At 38.2% G+C, this 20,671-nt stretch carries 14 protein-coding genes; 9 read left to right on the forward strand and 5 right to left on the reverse strand.

Annotated elements, in window-relative coordinates; genetic code table 11:
• Positions 1–35: 35 nt before the first annotated feature.
• On the reverse strand, positions 36–650 hold the full coding sequence (locus tag KTJ10_RS09880) for a carbonic anhydrase (protein WP_002117769.1): 615 nt from the start codon (positions 648–650) through the stop codon (positions 36–38).
• 284 nt (positions 651–934) lie between these two features.
• Here KTJ10_RS09880 and KTJ10_RS09885 point away from each other — a divergent pair, with 284 nt between their 5' ends.
• Positions 935–1,960 (forward strand): alpha/beta fold hydrolase, encoded by a 1,026-nt coding sequence (locus KTJ10_RS09885; protein ID WP_199992692.1) that lies wholly within the window; start codon positions 935–937, stop codon positions 1,958–1,960.
• Between the two features lie 26 nt (positions 1,961–1,986).
• Complete coding sequence (locus KTJ10_RS09890; RefSeq protein WP_262441915.1) at positions 1,987–2,994, forward strand: hypothetical protein; 1,008 nt, start codon at positions 1,987–1,989, stop codon at positions 2,992–2,994.
• 23 nt (positions 2,995–3,017) lie between these two features.
• Here KTJ10_RS09890 and KTJ10_RS09895 read toward each other — a convergent pair whose 3' ends face one another.
• Together KTJ10_RS09895 and nfuA are read right to left on the reverse strand one after the other, a co-directional pair.
• On the reverse strand, positions 3,018–5,282 hold the full coding sequence (locus KTJ10_RS09895) for a TonB-dependent siderophore receptor (protein WP_262441916.1): 2,265 nt from the start codon (positions 5,280–5,282) through the stop codon (positions 3,018–3,020).
• Positions 5,283–5,451: 169 nt separating this feature from the next.
• On the reverse strand, positions 5,452–6,090 hold the full coding sequence (gene nfuA, locus KTJ10_RS09900) for a Fe-S biogenesis protein NfuA (RefSeq protein ID WP_002117617.1): 639 nt from the start codon (positions 6,088–6,090) through the stop codon (positions 5,452–5,454).
• A 158-nt stretch (positions 6,091–6,248) separates the two neighbouring features.
• Here nfuA and KTJ10_RS09905 point away from each other — a divergent pair, with 158 nt between their 5' ends.
• The 5 genes from KTJ10_RS09905 to KTJ10_RS09925 all read left to right on the forward strand — a co-directional run bounded on the left by KTJ10_RS09905 (position 6,249) and on the right by KTJ10_RS09925 (position 12,094).
• Complete coding sequence (locus tag KTJ10_RS09905) at positions 6,249–6,866, forward strand: rhomboid family intramembrane serine protease (RefSeq protein WP_017387134.1); 618 nt, start codon at positions 6,249–6,251, stop codon at positions 6,864–6,866.
• A 172-nt stretch (positions 6,867–7,038) separates the two neighbouring features.
• A complete protein-coding gene (locus KTJ10_RS09910; protein WP_262441917.1) occupies positions 7,039–8,715 on the forward strand; it encodes an arylsulfatase in 1,677 nt (558 codons plus the stop codon).
• The gene (locus KTJ10_RS09915) at positions 8,712–9,716 is read left to right on the forward strand and encodes a formylglycine-generating enzyme family protein (RefSeq protein ID WP_262441918.1); all 1,005 of its coding nucleotides are present in this window, start codon (positions 8,712–8,714) and stop codon (positions 9,714–9,716) included. The genes KTJ10_RS09910 and KTJ10_RS09915 overlap by 4 nt, the downstream gene beginning before the upstream one ends.
• 109 nt (positions 9,717–9,825) lie before the next feature.
• Entirely contained in the window at positions 9,826–9,990 is a 165-nt protein-coding gene (locus tag KTJ10_RS09920) for a hypothetical protein (RefSeq protein WP_086264877.1), read from the forward strand.
• Between the two features lie 556 nt (positions 9,991–10,546).
• A complete protein-coding gene (locus KTJ10_RS09925) occupies positions 10,547–12,094 on the forward strand; it encodes a hypothetical protein (RefSeq protein ID WP_262441919.1) in 1,548 nt (515 codons plus the stop codon).
• A 47-nt stretch (positions 12,095–12,141) separates the two neighbouring features.
• Here KTJ10_RS09925 and KTJ10_RS09930 read toward each other — a convergent pair whose 3' ends face one another.
• Both KTJ10_RS09930 and KTJ10_RS09935 read right to left on the reverse strand, forming a co-directional pair.
• A complete protein-coding gene (locus tag KTJ10_RS09930) occupies positions 12,142–13,476 on the reverse strand; it encodes a D-serine ammonia-lyase (protein ID WP_262441920.1) in 1,335 nt (444 codons plus the stop codon).
• Between the two features lie 166 nt (positions 13,477–13,642).
• Positions 13,643–15,274 carry an inorganic phosphate transporter gene (locus tag KTJ10_RS09935; RefSeq protein WP_161281807.1) on the reverse strand — a complete coding sequence of 544 codons (1,632 nt, stop codon included), beginning with the start codon at positions 15,272–15,274 and terminating at the stop codon, positions 13,643–13,645.
• Between the two features lie 464 nt (positions 15,275–15,738).
• Between KTJ10_RS09935 and metH the strand changes: the two genes are divergently transcribed.
• Entirely contained in the window at positions 15,739–19,425 is a 3,687-nt protein-coding gene (gene metH, locus KTJ10_RS09940) for a methionine synthase (protein ID WP_262441921.1), read from the forward strand.
• A gap of 3 nt (positions 19,426–19,428) precedes the next feature.
• Positions 19,429–20,670, forward strand: a complete 1,242-nt coding sequence (locus KTJ10_RS09945; protein WP_262441922.1) for a site-specific DNA-methyltransferase — start codon at positions 19,429–19,431, stop codon at positions 20,668–20,670.
• Position 20,671: the final 1 nt, after the last annotated feature.

Genomic DNA, 20,671 nt, shown 5'->3' on the forward strand with positions numbered 1-20,671 from the left:
GCACCTTTTATCTTTAAATATTCTTTTTAATATGATCAGAAATCAAAAAAAGTAACTTCACCAGTTTCGAGTGAATATTCTGCACCGACAACAATCAACTCACCTTTTGCAATCAGGCTCTCTAACACCGCTGAACCATGGCGTAATTGATTTACTGAAGCAAAAACGTTTGAACGCACTGCATGACATGATAATTTTTTCAAATCATTTTTTAAATCAGTCTGCATTAAAATTTCAACTGATGGACGAACGCGGTTCACAATCGACATTAGGTTAGATGATGGCGGGTGATCAGGATTCATTAACGTATCAATTGTTGCTTGAATCGCGCCACAATGACTGTGTCCTAATACAACTACAACCGGGCAGTCATAACGCTCTGCTGCGAACTCGACACTACCGACTTGTGAAGGTGCAACCACATTACCAGCAACACGGATTACAAATAAATCACCAAGACCTTGGTCAAATACCATCTCTGCTGGAACACGAGAATCTGAGCAGCCAAGTACAATTGCAAATGGATTTTGATCCTTTGCCATTTCAGCGCGTTCTTGATGAGATAAGGTTTTTGCAAGGGAAGTATTTCCATTTACAAATCGTTGATTACCGGCTTTCAGACGATCTAAAACTTCTTGCGCAGTAGGCATTTTATATTTCCATTGTTTTTTCAAGGTTGGAAATCATTTTAATGTGTCAAAATTTGAATGTCACTGACAAAAAATAAATCCTTTTCTATGAAAAAATTTAAAAATACTTAACTTGTTTTAATGAAGAGCTCACTGCACATTCGCTACTGTTTAGTGAAAAAATAGACATACTTTGGTTCTCGGATTGACTATAATTTTCCTCATTCTAAACATTTGGCAAATGACTCATTGGCAAAGTTTTTCAATAATTTTTCAAACTCGCTTAAGCTTCAAGGATGAAATCTATGACAAGGGTGTCCACATCAATTAAGGCCTCTATGAAAAAAACTGCTACCGCCCTGACATTGGCTTGTAGCTTATTGTCATTGATGAGTATTTCTCAAATACAGGCAGCCGATAATATTGATGTGACGTTCCAGAATGTTTTACAGCAAGAACGTAGCTGGGCAGGTTTACAAAGTAAAAGCTTAAAAGTCGGTGATGTGACTTGGTCATATAGCGAAGGCGGCTCCACAACAAAACCGACTTTACTGCTTATTCATGGCCTAGCAGGCAGCCGTGATAACTGGAACCGAGTGGCTCGTTATCTCACCACAAATTATCATGTCATTATTCCCGATTTGCCGGGTAGTGGCGAAACTATCGTTCCACAAGATTTCGATTATTCAGTACCAAATCTTGCTGAAAAGTTACGTCGCTTTGTTGAGGCTGCAAATTTAAAAGGTCCAATTCATATTGCTGGGCACTCACTCGGCGGCTCTATTGCCCTACTCTATGCCGGACAATATCCATTTGAAACCAAAAGTCTATTCTTGGTGGATAGCGGCGGTATTTTTCGCTCAGCCAATACAATTTATTTAAAAGATCCTGCTTACCTAAAACAGCTTTTAGTGTCTAAAAAAGGTGACTTTAATTATTTATTAAAACAAACCATGTTTAATCCTCCGTTTATTCCTAAAGAGTTTCTTCAAGCTCAAGAAAAGTTGATGATTGATCAGGCACCTCAAACACAAAAACTGGTTGATCAATTGATTGCTCTTAATAAAGTCTATACACCAGACTCATTTGCGGTACTTACCAAAACGATCGATGCACCGACGCTCATTTTATGGGGTAAACAAGATAAGATTATTAATGTCGAAGTAGCAAGTGAACTAAAACGGCTTTTAAAGAATGCTCAGCCTCCAGTTATTTTAGAAAATGTAGGCCATATGCCGATATTGGAAGCTGAACAATTGGTTATGCAACAATATCTACCGTTTTTACTTAAAGTAGAAACAAATCAGTCGTCAAAAACGACCACACCTTAAATAAAACTTCGGACTTGTGAGACCTTATGTCTACCCAACCACTTATTGAAAAACTTATTGAAGCTCATCTAGATTTTTTAGATGAGCAATTTGCTCAGACTCAGGTGATCCAGCAAGAGTTTGAGCAATTTTATCATTGGTTGGGGAGTCGGCAATTACAGCATCTGTGGACTTTTGAACAAATTCAACAGCTCATTCAAAAGCAGATTTTAGATACGCCTGCTTCTGATTTTCTAATTGAACAAATTGCTGAGCATATTCGCTTTGCATTAATTCATCCTGCAAATGACACCGCAACTATTGAGGATGTTATTCCTGTTTTAACGATTGATAGAATTGCACAATACGTTGCGAGTAAAGAGCAGCACCGTAAAAAGCTCATTAAAACAATTGTGAATAATCCTGCTTTTTCAGCCCTACTCACGCAACTGATTCAGCAAACAATGCATGATTATTTAGATGAATCCATGTCAAAACGCGTACCTGGTGTAGGCCGTTTTATGAAAATGGGGAAATCTGTTTTAGAAACAGTAACCGATTCCAATCTGGACGATACGATTAATCATTATTTGCAAAAGAATATTCTAAAACTCAGCCAAATGAGTGAGCGTGTTTTAAACCAATATTTTGACAATGATAAGCTCTACCATTTTCAGGCAAATGTTTGGCATAAAGTTAAAACTATGCCACTTTCTGTTTTAAAAAATTATGTAGAAACTCAAGACTTATCAAAAACGGTTGGTTTAGGGCATGAAATATGGGACCACATTCGCCAAACTGATTATTTAAAACAACAAGTACATGATGGTATCTATACTTGGTATGTACGTAATCAAGAGCGTAGTTTTGATTTATTGCTCCGTGACCTCAATATTGATGAAAGCTTAGTGCAACATGAGCTGACCACGTTACTTGTGCCTGTATTACAGCAGTTAATTACAACAGGACATTTAAGACGCCGTGCCCGTGTGTACTTAGAGAAATTTTATTATTCTGAAAAAGCATTAGATATTTTAAATAACAAAGGCGCTTAGAGCGCCTTTGTTATTTGTATTGATTAGAAAGAATATTTTAAAGAAGCGTAATAAGCTCGACCTGGTTCATTATAAGTTTGGCTGATCGAATTACTGTCTCTTAAAATTTGTTTATCAAACAGATTACTTACACCAACACGCGTACTTATATTGTCTGAAAATTTATAACCGACATTGATTCCAGCGGTACTATAGCTTTTTACAGTACTTGGCTTAAGCGCAGAATCTGCTCCACCTGAACCAATACCCGATTCGATTCTACTTTCTGCAAACTGGCGTGATTTTTGACGGCCATATTGAGTGAACACAAAATTTACATCTAACTGATCTGTGATGTCATAATCAAAAATTGAGTTAATTGTATAAACTGGAACCAAAGATAATGGATTACCTGTTTGTTTATCTTTTGAATCCATCATATACGTAAAGTTGTTAGTCCAGCGGATATCACCGAAATCTAATCCTAAGCTTCCTTCAAAACCTTGAATTAATGCTTTAGGCGTATTTTCCCAACGTAAGATATTCCACTTAGTATTGGTCACAGCTCCTGTATTTGCATTCGTGCTTGAACCATCAACTGTTCCAACAACATTTGTACCAGCCACAATTTTATCTTTATAGTCATTGCGGAACCAAGTTAAGCTCGCATTCACGATGTCTTTTTGGAACTGGATACCGAGCTCTTTGTTAACCGAAGTTTCTGGTTTTAAATCACCATTACCTTGTAACAAGCAACGTGACTCAATATTGGCGGGACAACCATTACCATTTGTACTTAATAAATACCCTTCGGCATTTTGATACATATTCGGTGCTTTATAAGCTTTTGCTACCCCACCTTTTAAAGTGAAATAATCGTTAAGTCTTTGGGTAATATTTAAGCTTGGACTCCAGTTAGAACCAGATTTACTATGGTCATCAAAACGAAGGCCTAACACGACATCTGTGCTCTCTGTGAGTTTCAAGTTATCTTCAATATATGCAGAAGCAATACGTGACTCCATTTTACTGCGATCGCCTTTAGCCAATTGATCGCCATAACCTGAACCACTACTGTCTTTCCCTTGATTTGTCGACACATTATCTTTAAATCTGTCTTCAACCCATTCAGTACCAAGTGTTAATACATGCGGCACATAATATTCAAAAGGAATATTGGCTTCACCATTAAATCGAAGAGTTTCCAAACGTGAAGTGGCTTTATCATCAAGATTATTAATTTTTCCTTCTGTGCTACCGCCAAGGCCTTCTGGAAGACGTTTATTATGCGTTTTGTCATATTGAGCAACGAGCTTACTCTTACCCCAAGACCAATCACCTTCATGGGTTAATGCGTAGCTATCACGGTACATAGTATTGGTTTCTTTACCAATAAGTTCCGAAAGAATCGCATCAGCTTCTGCATTTGCATTTAACTGAGAGTCACCAGAATAAATATTACCTTGTTTACTAGAAGAAACATCAAGCAAAACAGTTTGCTGGTCTGTTGCCTGCCAAGCTAAACGGCCCGAAATATCTTTATTTTTAACGCCTTCACGCCCAGCTGCGGTACTACCAATTGATTTATTAATATCAACATCGTCAGCTTCTGTTTTATTGTAATTACCATATAAACGATAAGACAAAACATCTTTAATCAGTGGCCCACTTACGTTAAAACCAACACGATTTGATGCGCCTTCTTTAGAGTCTTCAGGTTGCGATGTATAAAACTCTACTGAGCCATGGGTTTCATTAGTCACTTTTTTAGTAATGATGTTAACCACACCACCTGCCGCACCAGAGCCATAACGAGCTGCTGCTGGACCACGTAAAACCTCAATCGACTCGATTGCTTCTGCTGGCACCCAGTTTGAGTCACCGCGTGTATCACGCTCTCCTTTCCAGCCATAACGAACTGAATTACGAGAGTTAATTGGTTTTCCATCTACTAAAATAAGCGTGTTTTCGGGTCCCATTCCACGAATATCAATTTGTCTATTATTGCCACGCTGCCCTGTTGCGCTGTTACCTGTTAAGTTGACACCAGGCATACGGCGTACATAATCAGAAATATCATTACGAACTGGTAGTTTTTCTAAATCTTCTTGGGTGATTACTGATACACCGAGCGACTGCTTCACTTGCTCTTCAGCTGTTACAAAAATTGTTTCCAATTTCACAGGTTCAGCAGGCTTTTCTAATGCTTGTTCAGCTTGTTCTTGCTCATTTTGTGCAGCATAAGCCATAGACATCATACTTGCCAGTACTGAAACAGAAAGCACTGACTGGATAATACGCTTCGACATAAGTATTCCCAATATATTGATTTATTAAACATCTCTCATTTTCAGTTTCGCATTGTAACAAAGATAAATAAAATTACAAATGATATTGATAATAATTATCATTATTTATATTGAATAATAAAAAAACCTCATCGCGAGGCTTTTTTATTTCACTTTTCAAATAATTTGATTATTTGAAATAAGCACCTTCAGCTTGTGTATGGTCTGTTTGGTCAACCACACGTTGAAGCTCAGGAATGTTCTCTCTTAAAGTAGTTTCTACACCTTGTTTCAAGGTAACATCAATTGCAGAACAACCTTGGCAACCACCACCAAATTTCAATACAGCAGTTAAACCGTGTTCTGGATCATCTTGTACTTCTACTAAGCTACAATTTCCGCCATGCCCTGCAAGACCTGGGTTAATTTCTGCCTGAAGAATGTAAGTAATACGTTCTTCAATCGAAGCATCTGGACCAACACGTGGAACTTTAGAGTTTGGAGCACGGAAAGTGAGCTGACCACCAAAACGGTCCTTGTTGTAATCGATTACGGCATCTAAAAGATAAGGAATAGATGGCGCATCAATATATGCAGGAAAATCAGGATAGTCCTGTTTATAATCCGTTGGGATCACTTCTTCTGGCGCACTATATGCCATACAGCATTCCGCACGTGGCGTACCCGGATGCTCAACAAAAATTCGAACGCCAATTCCCGGAGTATTTTGCTTCGTTAGTAAATCGTGCAAATACTCTTGTGCAGATGGTGTAATCAAAAGGTTTGGAATTTCTTCTGCAACAGCAGTGTTGGTGTTCTCAGTCGACATAACAATATTCCTCAAGCTGATGCCTTTATATTAACCGAAGATGAGGTGGATTTAAAAAAAATCAACTAAATTTGTCGGATTTATACACAACAGGGTTTCAAGTTAAGTTTTTAATGGCATTATTGAGCTCAGTATTGATCATTTTTTAAATATTTCTTATGTTGCATTTGCCGTTTAACCATACAGTTACTCTTATTATTATTACGGTCATTATTTCTTTACTTGCTTTTAGCAATCAAAATGTAATGAACCGATTGATTTTTTGGCCGCCTGCAATGCAACGTGGACAAATTGATCGATTCATTACTCATGGCTTTATCCATGCCGACGGAACACATCTACTTTTCAACATGATTACCCTGTTTTTCTTTGGCAGTATCATTGAAAGTTTTTACCGCCAATATTTCTATGACATGGGTTTTGTGTTGTTCTATTTAGGTGGCTTAATCTTTGCGATTTTGCCAAGCTATTTACAACATAAAAATGATGCGAATTGGGCCAGCCTAGGTGCCTCAGGTGCTGTTTCAGCAGTTTTATTTGCTTATATTCTGTTTCAGCCATGGAAGCTGATTTTTGTATTCTTCATTCCTGTACCTGCTATTATTTTTGCGATTTTATATGTGGCGTACAGTATTTGGGCTGGTAAGCGTGGTAATAGCAATATTAACCATAGTGCTCATTTATGGGGTGCAGCTTACGGAATCATCGTAACCATTTTACTTGAACCTAAAGTTATTCCACATTTCTTAGACCAACTTACTCGCCTTCCTTTCTAAAAGCATATAAATCTAAGAAAAAGCCCGTTATGGGCTTTTCTTTTTTTCTGATTTATTTATCTGCATAAATTCTCAGTCTTTTTTCTGCTTTTCTTTGATCAATTCGTTGTTTTGTTTACAAAAACCATCTGATTAAACTCGTGCCAATTCCTTTAATAATTCAGATGATACAATGAAGTACAAAGCAATTTTATCTAGCCTTTCTATTGCATTATTTAGCTTATCTTTGGCTGGATGTAATGACAATGATAATCAAGAAAATGTTGTAAGCACGCCTAAGCAACCTAATATATTATTTATTATGGCTGATGACTTAGGCTATTCAGATTTAGGAGCTTTTGGTGGTGAAATTCACACCCCTAATATTGATAGTTTAGCTCAAGAAGGACGCCTTTTAACGGATTATCATACTGCCCCGACCTGTTCGCCAACACGTTCTCAACTTATTTCCGGTACTGATCATCATTTAGCTGGTATTGGCGCAATGGCAGAACTCACTCCAGAACATTTGAAGGGACAACCAGGTTACGAGGGATATTTGAATGAACGCTCTCTATCTATCGCACAAGTACTTAAAGACAATGGTTACCGCACGTACATCAGCGGTAAATGGCATTTAGGACTAACCCCTGAAACCAATGCACATGCAAAAGGTTTTGATCATTCATTTACTTTATTACAAGGTCTAGACCATCATTTTAAGCAAGCACCAAGCGCCTTTAAACGAAATTCAACTTATACAGAAGATGGTCAAGTTCTTCCTGTTTCAGCTTTGCCTGATGACTTTTTCTCTACCAACTATTTCACCGATAAATTACTAAGCTACTTAGACTCAGGCAAAAATAGTGGCAAACCATTCTTTGCTTATGCTGCCTATACGGCGCCTCACTGGCCAATTCAAGCCCCAGCCGAATATCGTGAAAAATATCGCGGAGTTTATGATGTAGGTTACGATGCAATTCGTAATGCCCGCATTGCCAGACAAAAACAGCTTGGAATTATTCCTGCAAACTTTGATGCAGCAGAACCAATTGCGACTCAAAATGCTCCACAAAAATATGGGAAATGGGATGAATTAACAGCCGAACAAAAGGCTCTAGAAGCTCGTAAGATGGAAATCTATGCGGGCATGGTAGAAAATCTTGATGCCAATGTCGGCCGCATTATTCAATATCTCAAACAAAATAATCTTTATGACAATACTTTAATTTTCTTTGTCTCAGATAATGGTGCAGAAGGTTTTGTACGTGGCGGATATGGCAGTGAATCTGGTTTTGATAACTCGGTCGCCAATGTTGGCACACCTACTTCATATCACTATATTGGGCCACGTTGGGCCGAGGTCAGCGCGGCACCATTTCATTTATGGAAAGATACAGCTGGCGAAGGAGCAACCACTGCCCCTGCTATTGTGAAATTACCGAACCAGAAAAAAGCAGAAGCAACCAATCATAGCTTTGCATCGGTACTCGATGTTTTCCCTACCTTACTAGAATATGCTCATATTCCAGTACCTCAAGGCCAATATAACGGTCGTACCATTAATACGCCATCTGGGATTTCATGGAAACCTTTGCTTGAAAACAAAACCAATACTATTCGCCCTGCAAATTTTAGCTTTGCCGATGAGTTACATGGCAGCAAATATGCAAAACAAGGTGAATGGAAAATCGCACTTGAAGGGCGCCCTGAATTAGGCACAGGGACTTGGGAACTATACAACATTAAATTAGATCGAGGAGAAAGACAAAACGTTGCTCAGCTTTATCCTGCAAAAGTTCAAGAACTCTTATCGGTCTATCAAAAATATACTGAGAAAAATGGTGTGCAGGAATATACCCCCAAATGAAATTAAAACCCTTTTTAGTCACCACCATCAGCCTGTCTATCATGACAGGCTGTAGCCAATCTTCAAAAGTTTCTGAATCAGCACCCTCAACGCAACAGCAAACCTCTTTAGCTGATTTAGGGTCTATTGAAAAGTGTCAAAACTATACTGGTTTGCCTCAGGCTTGGCTCAAACAACCTACAGCTGGAATGGTTTTAATTGCCGATGGGAATTTTAATTTTGGTTCTGAGAAAGCCTATCCCGACGAACTTAATTTTGGAAAAAAACAGCGCAAAGTCAAAGAATTTTGGATTGACCAAACTGAAGTTACGGTCGCTCAATTTGCAAGTTTTGTAAAAGCAACTGGCTATATTACCGATGCCGAAAAACAAAAGCAGGCCGCTGTTTTTTCACCTGATCCTGATCACCCACAGCAATGGTGGCAGCTAAAATCAGGTTATACATGGAAAACGCCAAACGGCAGTAATGGTGCTATTGCAAATCCTAATGAGCCTGTAAGGTATGTAAGTAAAAATGATGCTGAACATTATGCAGTGTGGCTAGGACGTGATTTACCAACAGAACTAGAATGGGAATATGCAGCTAAAGCCAATTCAAAGACTGATACACCTTTACATCAGGCCCCTACTGATGAACATCAACATCCGCAAGCCAATTACTGGCAAGGTGTATTTCCCTTTGAAAATCTGAACCAAGATCATTTTACTGGTATTGCTCCTGTCGGATGTTTTAAACCTAACGGTTTTAAACTATTCGATATGATTGGAAATCTATGGGAATGGACATCATCTCCCTATCAGGGTGCACATGACCAGCATATGGGAAATTATTCTGATTTACGACAACAACAAATCACTAGCACGCAATATGTAATTAAAGGTGGATCTTTTCTTTGTGCACAAAATTATTGTTCACGTTATCGTAGCAGTAGTCGCTATCCTCAGGATTTTGATTTAGCCGCAACACATGTAGGATTTCGAACAATTTTGCGATCTCCTTAATCTCTTCTTAATTAAGCGCATTAAAGATATTTTTTAACCAAAATTAGATCGAAAAACAATCAAAATATTTCTATAGTACAAAGGAGAATGATAAAAAAGTGAGAACAAGATGAAAACTTTACTTCTTTGTGCCGCAGCAATTTTTACAATGTCACTATCAGCATGTGCAGTCCACACGCCCGATGGTAGTATTGTGATTGATCCCGATTCACCTCATCATAACCATCCGGGAGACTTTTGCCCACCAGGACAAGCGAAAAAAGGGCGTTGCTAAGCATAGGCTCTTTTAAACTAATTTTTAAGTTACTCTAAAGAAATAGAATTCAATCCTGTACTGAATTGAATACTAAAAATGGAGGGTTCCAACCCAAAAATAGATGGGATGAAACTAGAAAATTATGGTGTAAAAAAGTCACCATATCCCCAAGATTTTTAAAAGACAATCTTACGTTGTCTTCTATCTAGTTTCACCCCAATTCTTTCTTATTCCGTCCGACTTTCCTTATTCCTTAAGAAAAAAGTCTAGTTTTTAATCATTTCTGTATCTCTATTATTGATACATTTTGAACATTTTACCTTCAGGCTAAAACCGATGTATTTGCTTAATACAAAATAAACATTTATGTAACGTAAGTCTATAAAAATGTTCTAAAAATGTGAAAAAAATTAAGATCAAAATGAGATGAATTTATCATAATAAGTTTCTCTTTCACGTTTCATCACATAAATAATCAATATTATTTTGTCAGTTATTGCCACTCGTTTCCTTTCATTGGCATAGATAATGTATACATCTGTATATTAACCAAGTCGTATAAACGAGATATTTTATGTCCAGCACAAGTCAAGTCGAAGGTCTGCAATTTCCGGTAAACGCCTCAACAAAAAAACAAAGTACATCTCTTACAGGTCAAGAGATTTTGTCGGAGGCCCTATCTATTGTAGATAATAAAACCGCACAACAAGTGTTGAATGAAAAAAACTGGCGAAAAAACTATCCTGTATATTTTAAAGCACTTGTTAAACAAGGGATTTCTAATATCAACAACCCCATTACTATCGCGAAGCAAGGATTGCATAAAGCTCACCATATTTTTGATTATTATCGTGATGGTAAACATTACCTTTTAAAAGATGCCGTTCATATTGCTTCATCCAAGCCGCTTTATACAGTAAAACTTAAAGGTGAAAGTGATGCAGCACCGGAGTGGTATGTTCCTTATAAAGGACAAAAGCTGAGTGGACAAAGCTTACTGGACCAAATTCAACGCTGGGAAGAGACTGGTATTGTTGAGCCAAGTCATGCAAAAGCACTTCGTGAAGCTATTGCTCATCCTGAATGGTTCGATTTATCTGACCGTACAATGGTGTTATTTGGTGCAGCCTCAGAAGCAGGACCACTGCCTTGGTTAGCAAAATGGAAAGCGAATATTGTTGCCGTAGATTTACCAAACTCACGAGTCTGGGGCAAAATTTTAAATACGATTCAACAAGGGAATGCTACTCTCATTACACCAACTGTAGAACAAGTGAATGCATCGGCAAAAGCCTCTGAATTAAAAGATAAGTTGGGAGCAAATTTACTCACCCAACTACCTGAAATTGCACAGTGGTTGGTTCAGTTTCCACAAAAATTAGATTTAGCTGCAATCGCCTATTTAGATGGTGAAAAGCATGTACGTGTTTCCATGGCGATGGATAGCATCATGCAATTCGTGAGCGAGCATAAGTCCGATACCAGCCTTATGTTTATGTGCACGCCAACTGATGTTTATGCAGTACCTAAAGAAGTTGCCGAGGCCGCACAACAAAAATTTAAATCCCGCACAAAAATGCAAAAATTGGCAGTGAAAGGTGTTTCTACGCTTTCGCTCAATCGTTTTTTTCAAGCACCATACCAAGACTTGATTAAGTGTGAGAATGGCAAAACTTATGGTATTGCAGACTGTTTAGTGGTTGAACAAGGTCCAAACTATGCTTTGGCAAAACGTATTCAACAATGGCGTGCTATTTTGGCCCGCCATCAAGGCCAACGCGTTAGCATTAATATTGCTCCATCGACAACGACTCACTCAGTAACTAAAAATCCACTATTGAAAGCTGCTTTTAATGGCGCAGAGCTTTTTGATGTAGAAGCATTTAGTCCTGAAACCACTAATGCCATTATGGCAGCACTCTGGATTCATGACTTAAGAAATGAGTCTTCAGTAGCGAATCCTGAAACTGTACTGGATCATCCGCTTGAACTGATGATGGAAGGTGCCAACCACGGTGGATTATGGCGTGTCGCTTATTTAGCACGGACTGCCCTACCTTTCGCTGCAATTTATGGTTTTGCTACAGAAAAACTCCCTTTTAGAAAATCATCTAAAAAATAATTTGATTAAAGCCCAATCCTAGAATTGGGCTTTTTTCTAATATGTCTTTATTTACGTTGAAAGTGTGATAGATATTTTTGCATTTCATCAGGCGGCACCATACCGCCCCCAGTAGCCCATATCACATGATTTGCCTGCTGCAACTGCTCAACTGTTAACTGGTGTAAAGCCAAGTAAGCAGGAGTCGTCTGAACATAATACGGCCCCATCATACCTGCTGCCGCAGAAGGCTCAAGCTGAATATTCTCAGTTTGATTTAAAAGCGCAATAAGCTCATATAAACGTTCATCATGAATGGTGTAATAGCCATCAATTAACTGTTGCATAGCACGTCCAACAAAACCTGAAGCACGCCCTACCGCAAGCCCGTCTGCCGCAGTAACGTTATCAATGCCAATGTCATTAACTGAAATCTGATCATGCAAACCTGTGTGGACACCAAGTAACATGCACGGCGAATGTGTGGGTTCGGCAAAGATACAATGTACATGCTCACCAAAAGCCAGTTTTAATCCAAAACTCACCCCACCCGGCCCACCACCGACGCCACACGGCAAATAAACAAATAAGGGGTGTTCAGCATCGACTTTAATTTGTTTTTGCTCAAATTGCTGTTTTAGGCGTATTCCTGCAACGGCATAACCTAAAAATAATGTGGTTGAGTTTTCATCATCAATGAAAAAGCAGTGAGGATCTTGCTCTGCGGCTTTTCGTCCCTCTTCAACAGCTACTCCGTAATCACTGGCATATTCTACAACGTTAACGCCGAGGGAACGTAGTTTGTCTTTTTTCCACTGTCTAGCATCAGCCGACATATGAACAGTGACTCTAAAGCCGAGTTTGGCACTCATAATACCAATCGAAAGCCCAAGGTTGCCTGTAGAACCTACCGCAATTTGATACTTAGAAAAAAATGTTCGAAATGCGTCTTGGTCGAGTTTACTGTAATCGTCTTCTGGTTTGAGTAACCCTGCCTGCATGGCAAGTTTTTCTGCATGTGTGAGCACTTCATAAATGCCACCACGTGCTTTTATGGAGCCTGAAATAGGTAAATGACTATCTTTTTTCAGCCAGAATTTTCCATTAAATTGTACTTGTTTTGCTGAAGAAAGCGCTTGTTGTATATGAGCAATTTCAACAATATCTGATTCAATTTTTCCATGTTGTGCTTGAGTTTCAGGAAATACTTTCGCCAAATAAGGTGCGAAACGCGCTAGTCTTGATTCTGCTTCACTTACGTCCTTAGCAGTTAGTCCAACTTTTTCTAAAGCTTCTTTTAAAGGGTATCGATGAGGTGTAAACCAAAATGTCTCTTGATAGGCTTGAAGTGTTTCAATAAGTGGAAATTGTTGTTTTAACTGATCTATTTGAACCGCATTCATAATATATCCTGATATAAAAGTTTAAGCCCAGCCTATAAAGCTGCTTAATGGCCTATAACAACTTATTAATTTATAGATGAATATATATGAAAAATAGTCTCAACTTTAAAAACTAAACAAATAAAAAAGCCACTGTGAACAGTGGCTTTAATTTTTTTAAATGCTTTTATACAAACTGCAAGAATAACCAGTACAAACCACCTGACAAACAGATTGTTGCAGGAAGAGTAAATACCCATGCAGATAAAATTGTTTTAACTGTATTAAAGTTTAAACCTGATTTATTCGCAACCATCGTACCCGCAACAGCACTGTTTAAAACATGCGTTGTTGAAACCGGCATACCTAAACCATCAGCAGCTGCAATTGTACTCATTGCAACAAGTTCAGCAGACATCCCTTGACCATAAGTCATGTGATGCTTACCAATACGCTCACCAACAGTTACCACAATACGTTTCCAACCAACCATTGTGCCTAGGCCAAGTGCTAAAGCAACAGCTACTTTTACCCAAGTCGGAATGTATTGTAAGAATGAATCTAAGCTACTACGGTATTCTTTCACAAGTTTTTCTTGTGATTGATCCATTTTTGGTAAAGCATCCGCTTTATCCAAACGCTTAAACGTCGTGGTGCTTAAATACATATCATTACGAATTTCACTAATTGCAGCTTCAGGAATATCTTTTAAGTTGTTATAGCTAGAAACTCGCTCACCCAAGTGGTCAGTCATACTTGCCAATGCAGGCACGACTTCTGGAGTTTGCTGTTTAGTTTGAATATATTTAGTCAGAATAACACGTGCTTTTTCATCAGTTAATTCTGGCTGATTTTGCTTCAACAATACGGCAGTTTGAGAAGAAAGCTGATGGAATGATTGAACTTGTTGTGTATCAAGATTTTTATTTAATGAATAAGCCAATGGTACCAGACCAACCAAAATCAGCATGATGAGTCCCATACCCTTTTGACCGTCATTAGAACCATGTGCAAAACTTACACCTGTACAGGTAAAGATCAAAATTGCACGAATGATTGCTGGTGGTGGTTTATTACCTTCCGGTGGTTGGAATAATTCTACTTGGCGTTTAAAAATAGTTTTAACCAACAAGAATACAATCGCTGCAAAAGCGAAACCAATTAAAGGTGAAAATAATAATGCCTTACCGACTTTAATCACCTGATCCATATCAACACCACTGGTCGTTACGCCAGTCGATGCACTCAATAGATGGTTCATAATGCCCACACCCAAGATTGAACCAATCAAAGTATGAGAGCTAGACGCAGGAATTCCTAAGAACCATGTACCAAGATTCCAAAGAATTGCAGCGAGCAACAATGCAAAAACCATTGCGAAACCTGCACCGCTACCCATATTCATGATCAGTTCAACAGGCAGCAATGCAATAATGCCGTAAGCGACTGCGCCGCTTGCAACCATTACCCCAAGGAAATTACAAAAACCAGCCCACATGACTGCAACTGGTGCTGGTAAAGCATTGGTGTAAATCACTGTTGCCACTGCATTTGCAGTATCGTGGAAGCCATTTACAAACTCAAAGCCTAAAGCAATCAAGAGTGCAGTTGATAAAAGAATAACTGAATAAAGACTCAAAGGTGGTACATGCGCTAAATCCGCACTCACCTGAAATCCAATATAAATAAGTGTTGCAACAATAATCGTCAGAAACACCGGCATAAAAAATTTAGGTGTCGGGACATGTACATTCGTCGATTTGACTTGCAGGTTTGCCGCAAGTTTTGAATCCGAAACAGGGGGTAGATTAGAATTCATGCAGACGGTAAGAGGATAAAAAAATCCTCTGTATTCTTAAATTAAATTATGACAATTATATGACAAAGCGGCGCCTGATGAAGTCAATTTTTCACATTTTGACCTCATTTGATGCACCTTTCCTCTATGATTTTTATTTTTTTATTTAAATACAATAATTTACATAAATCCCCACCCATCTATTTTATGACGATTTTTGAAGCAAAAATATCTAAAAAATTACCTGAACGACTACTTTTTAAACACCACAACTGTCATAAAACCGGATATTGGAGATGAAATATTTCAATATCATGATCATTTTATGAATATTTGATGAAAAAACAGTCTTCATTTGTCATAAAAGCCGTTTTTTAATGAATCTATTACAGTGAATGATGGATCGTTATAGGTCATCAATTGCGCAACTATTCTGTTACAATAGCGCCGCATTTTTAAATTCATATAAAAGATCGGGGTTTTCTATGTCTACGCTTGCCACCCTAAAAGCGCTTCTTGCTAAACGCATTCTGATTATTGATGGTGCAATGGGAACTATGATCCAGCGCCATAAATTGGAAGAAGCTGACTACCGTGGTGAGCGTTTTGCCGATTGGGCACATGACTTAAAAGGTAACAATGACCTTCTAGTTCTGACACAACCTCAAATCATTCAAGGTATTCATGAAGCTTATCTTGATGCTGGTGCAGACATTATTGAAACCAACAGCTTTAACGGCACACGTGTTTCTATGTCGGATTACCACATGGAAGATCTTGTTCCAGAGATTAACCGTGAAGCAGCACGTTTGGCCAAAGCAGCGTGTGAGAAGTATTCGACTCCAGATAAACCGCGTTTTGTTGCAGGCGTGCTTGGGCCAACATCACGTACTTGTTCAATTTCACCTAATGTAAATGACCCTGCCTTTCGTAACATTACCTTTGATGAGCTAAAAGAAAACTATATTGAAGCGACTCATGCGCTGATTGAAGGCGGTGCAGATATCATTTTGATTGAAACCGTATTTGACACATTAAACTGTAAAGCTGCGATTTTTGCGGTTAAAGAAGTCTTTAAACAAATTGGTCGCGAATTACCAATTATGATTTCAGGGACCATTACCGATGCATCGGGTCGTACCTTAACAGGTCAAACTGCAGAAGCATTCTGGAACTCTGTACGTCATGGTGACTTACTATCGATTGGTTTTAACTGTGCGCTTGGTGCAGATGCAATGCGCCCTCACGTAAAAACTATTTCCGATGTAGCAGATACCTTTGTTTCAGCGCACCCAAATGCGGGCTTACCAAACGCTTTTGGTGAATATGATGAAACACCAGAGCAAACTGCAGCATTCTTAAAAGAATTTGCAGAAAGTGGCTTAATTAATATTACTGGTGGTTGCTGTGGTACAACACCTGATCATATCCGTGCGATTGCCAATGCGGTAAAAGATATTTCCCCTCGTCAAGTTCCTGAAACTGTACCTGCATGCCGTTTGAGTGGTTTAGAACCATTTAATATTTATGATGACTCATTGTTCGTTAACGTGGGTGAACGTACTAACGTTACAGGTTCGAAAAAATTCTTACGCTTAATCCGTGAAGAAAACTTTGCTGAAGCTTTAGAAGTTGCACAGCAACAAGTGGAAGCTGGCGCACAGATTATCGACATTAATATGGATGAAGGGATGCTCGATTCGCAAAATGCGATGGTGCATTTCTTAAACCTTGTGGCTTCTGAGCCAGATATTTCACGTGTGCCAATCATGATCGACTCATCAAAATGGGAAATCATTGAAGCTGGCTTAAAATGCGTACAAGGTAAACCTGTAGTTAACTCGATTTCTTTAAAAGAAGGTTATGACGAGTTTGTAGAAAAAGCTCGCCTGTGCCGTCAATATGGTGCTGCGATTATTGTCATGGCATTTGACGAAACAGGTCAGGCAGACACTGCTGCACGTAAGCGTGAAATCTGTAAACGCTCATATGACATTTTGGTTAACGATGTAGGCTTCCCTGCTGAAGATATTATTTTTGACCCGAACGTGTTTGCAGTAGCAACAGGTATTGAAGAGCACAATAACTATGGCGTCGACTTCATTGAGGCCACAGGTTGGATTAAACAAAACTTACCTCATGCCATGATTTCTGGTGGTGTATCGAACGTTTCTTTCTCATTCCGTGGTAACGAGCCCGTTCGTGAAGCGATTCATTCTGTGTTCTTATACCATGCGATCAAGCAAGGCATGACCATGGGTATTGTGAATGCCGGCCAAATGGCAATTTATGATGATATTCCAGCCGAGCTAAAAGAAGCAGTTGAAGATGTCATCTTAAACCAAAACCAAGGTGAGTCTGGTCAGGCTGCAACCGAGAAACTACTTGAAGTGGCGGAAAAATACCGCGGACAAGGCGGTGCTACCAAAGAAGCCGAGAACCTTGAATGGCGTAATGAATCTGTAGAAAAACGTCTTGAATATGCGTTGGTTAAAGGTATTACCACTTACATTGATGAAGATACCGAAGAAGCTCGCCTCAAAGCCAAACGTCCTTTAGATGTAATCGAAGGCGCTTTGATGGACGGTATGAACGTGGTTGGTGACTTGTTCGGTTCGGGCAAAATGTTCTTACCACAGGTTGTGAAATCTGCACGTGTTATGAAGCAAGCTGTGGCTTGGCTCAACCCGTACATTGAAGCTGAAAAAACAGGTAGCCAATCTAAAGGTAAAGTCCTGATGGCAACTGTTAAAGGCGACGTACACGATATTGGTAAAAATATTGTAGGTGTAGTACTCGGCTGTAATGGTTATGACATTGTTGATCTTGGCGTGATGGTCCCTTGCGAGAAAATCTTACAAACTGCAATTGATGAAAAATGTGACATCATCGGCTTGTCAGGTTTGATTACTCCATCTTTAGATGAGATGGTATTTGTTGCGAAAGAAATGCAGCGCAAAGGCTTTAACATTCCTTTATTAATTGGTGGTGCGACTACTTCTAAAGCACACACTGCAGTAAAAATTGATCCTCAGTACCAAAACGATGCTGTGATTTATGTTGCCGATGCTTCACGTGCTGTGGGTGTTGCAACCACTCTCCTTTCGAAAGAAATGCGTGGAAACTTTATTGCAGAGCACCGTGCTGAATATGCCAAGATTCGCGAGCGCTTAGCCAACAAACAGCCAAAAGCTGCAAAATTGACCTATGCTGAGTCAGTTGAAAACGGTTTTAAAATTGACGAAAGCTATGTACCACCAAAACCAAATCTTTTAGGAACACAAGTTCTCACTAACTACCCTCTTGCAACCCTTGTAGAGTATTTTGACTGGACACCATTCTTCATTTCTTGGAGCTTGGCAGGTAAATTCCCGAAAATTTTAGAAGATGAAGTGGTTGGTGAAGCTGCAACAGAGTTGTACAACCAAGCTCAAGTGATGTTGAAAGATATTATCGACAACAACCGTTTTGATGCTCGTGCCGTATTCGGTATGTTCCCTGCACAGCGCACTGACGCAGACACAGTGAGCGTATTTGATGAAGCGGGTCAAAATGTTACGCATACTTTTGAGCACTTACGTCAACAATCTGACAAAGTGACAGGTAAACCGAACTTGTCTTTGGCAGATTACATTCGTAAGGATCGTGAGCAACAAGACTACTTAGGCGGATTCACTGTATCGATTTTTGGTGCAGAAGAACTGGCAAATGAATACAAAGCTAAAGGTGATGACTACTCTGCAATTTTAGTGCAGTCATTAGCTGACCGTTTTGCCGAAGCTTTTGCAGAACATTTACATGAACGTATTCGTAAAGAGTTCTGGGGCTATAAAGCGGATGAGCAGCTTAGCAATGAAGAACTGATTAAAGAGAAATATGTCGGTATTCGCCCTGCACCGGGTTACCCTGCTTGCCCAGAGCACTCTGAAAAAGCGGTTTTGTTCGACTGGTTAGGTTCTACCGACAAAATCGGTACTAAACTGACTGAACACTTTGCAATGATGCCACCATCTTCGGTGAGTGGTTTCTATTATTCTCATCCACAAAGTGAATACTTTAACGTGGGTAAAATCTCACAAGACCAACTTGAAGATTACGCAAAACGTAAAGGCTGGACACTTGATGAAGCGAAGCGTTGGTTAGGTCCGAATTTAGATGACTCGATTGTATAATTTATGAATTTAAATACAGCTAAACTTAATTCACATGAGCAAATTGAGGGTGCAGGTTTGTACCCTTACTATGCTGGCTTTTCTAAATATTTTGTTAAATCTATTCTAGAAGGTATAGATTCACAAAATTCTGTTGTTTTAGACCCTTGGGCTGGAACTGGAATCACAAATATAATTGCAAATACATTAAATTTGCAGTCATTTGGAATAGATATTAATCCAGTTATGACTATTATAAGTAGAGCATCTTTGGTTACTTATGAAAATCTAACCAATATTAATGATAATTTTTTACATACAATTGATTTTAATAAAAGTATTGATGAAGAGGAACCACTTAAACAATGGTTTCATGAAGATACATGTAAAATATTTAGAAATTTACAAAGGGAGATAACTTTAGCATATGATAAACTTCTAAACCCAGAAAATTACTATTCTGAAGAAACGTGTTTTTATTTAACAGTTTTATTTCTTTTAACAAAAAAAATAGTTAAAGAAAATTTTTCTTCATCTAATCCAACATGGATTAAAATTGCAAAATTTGAAGAAGACAAAATAAATATTGATAAACACTATATTCTAAAGGAATATAGTGAATTACTTAAAAAATATATTAAAAAGCAAAAATCTAACTGCAATTCAATTTCTAATGTTAATACAAATTTTTATATAGGTTCATCCACATCTCTTCCATTAACCAATCAATCTATCGACTTTGTACTAACATCACCTCCTTACTGCACAAGAATAGATTATGCAGTTTCAATGAAGCCTGAGCTAGCAATTTTAAACTATCGTCTAAATTATGAATTTAAAGACTTGAGAAGAAGTATTATTGGAACAACAACCGTTGATAAACAAATATCTGATCCTAATATTATATGGGGTAATAGTTGCAACAATTTCATTAATTTAATAAAAAACCATGAATCCAGAGCATCCAATACATATTATTATAAAAATCATATTCAATACTTCTCTAATATGTTTAATTCTTTGGAAGAAATATATAGAGTATTAAAATTTAATGGAACTTTCGTATTAGTTGTACAAAACTCTTACTATAAAGAAGTTTTTAATGATATCGCAACTCATTTAAGTGAAATGTCTATTAATATTGGTTTTAATCTTATTAAGCGTGAGGATTTTCCAATTCGATCTTTATCCAATATTAATAAAAATTCTTCAAAATATGTTTCTAAAAAACAAAATTTTGAAAGTGTTATTATCTTAAAAAAATAGA

The sequence above is a fragment of the Acinetobacter sp. WU_MDCI_Abxc222 genome (assembly GCF_025514755.1).
GTDB classification, from domain to species: domain Bacteria; phylum Pseudomonadota; class Gammaproteobacteria; order Pseudomonadales; family Moraxellaceae; genus Acinetobacter; species Acinetobacter geminorum.

Coding starts and splice junctions, on each gene's coding strand:
- KTJ10_RS09880 (WP_002117769.1), bottom strand. CDS start 650: ATGCCTACTGCGCAAGAAGTTTTAGATCGTCTGAAAGCCGGTAATCAA.
- KTJ10_RS09885 (WP_199992692.1), top strand. CDS start 935: ATGACAAGGGTGTCCACATCAATTAAGGCCTCTATGAAAAAAACTGCT.
- KTJ10_RS09890 (WP_262441915.1), top strand. CDS start 1,987: ATGTCTACCCAACCACTTATTGAAAAACTTATTGAAGCTCATCTAGAT.
- KTJ10_RS09895 (WP_262441916.1), bottom strand. CDS start 5,282: ATGTCGAAGCGTATTATCCAGTCAGTGCTTTCTGTTTCAGTACTGGCA.
- nfuA (WP_002117617.1), bottom strand. CDS start 6,090: ATGTCGACTGAGAACACCAACACTGCTGTTGCAGAAGAAATTCCAAAC.
- KTJ10_RS09905 (WP_017387134.1), top strand. CDS start 6,249: ATGTTGCATTTGCCGTTTAACCATACAGTTACTCTTATTATTATTACG.
- KTJ10_RS09910 (WP_262441917.1), top strand. CDS start 7,039: ATGAAGTACAAAGCAATTTTATCTAGCCTTTCTATTGCATTATTTAGC.
- KTJ10_RS09915 (WP_262441918.1), top strand. CDS start 8,712: ATGAAATTAAAACCCTTTTTAGTCACCACCATCAGCCTGTCTATCATG.
- KTJ10_RS09920 (WP_086264877.1), top strand. CDS start 9,826: ATGAAAACTTTACTTCTTTGTGCCGCAGCAATTTTTACAATGTCACTA.
- KTJ10_RS09925 (WP_262441919.1), top strand. CDS start 10,547: ATGTCCAGCACAAGTCAAGTCGAAGGTCTGCAATTTCCGGTAAACGCC.
- KTJ10_RS09930 (WP_262441920.1), bottom strand. CDS start 13,476: ATGAATGCGGTTCAAATAGATCAGTTAAAACAACAATTTCCACTTATT.
- KTJ10_RS09935 (WP_161281807.1), bottom strand. CDS start 15,274: ATGAATTCTAATCTACCCCCTGTTTCGGATTCAAAACTTGCGGCAAAC.
- metH (WP_262441921.1), top strand. CDS start 15,739: ATGTCTACGCTTGCCACCCTAAAAGCGCTTCTTGCTAAACGCATTCTG.
- KTJ10_RS09945 (WP_262441922.1), top strand. CDS start 19,429: ATGAATTTAAATACAGCTAAACTTAATTCACATGAGCAAATTGAGGGT.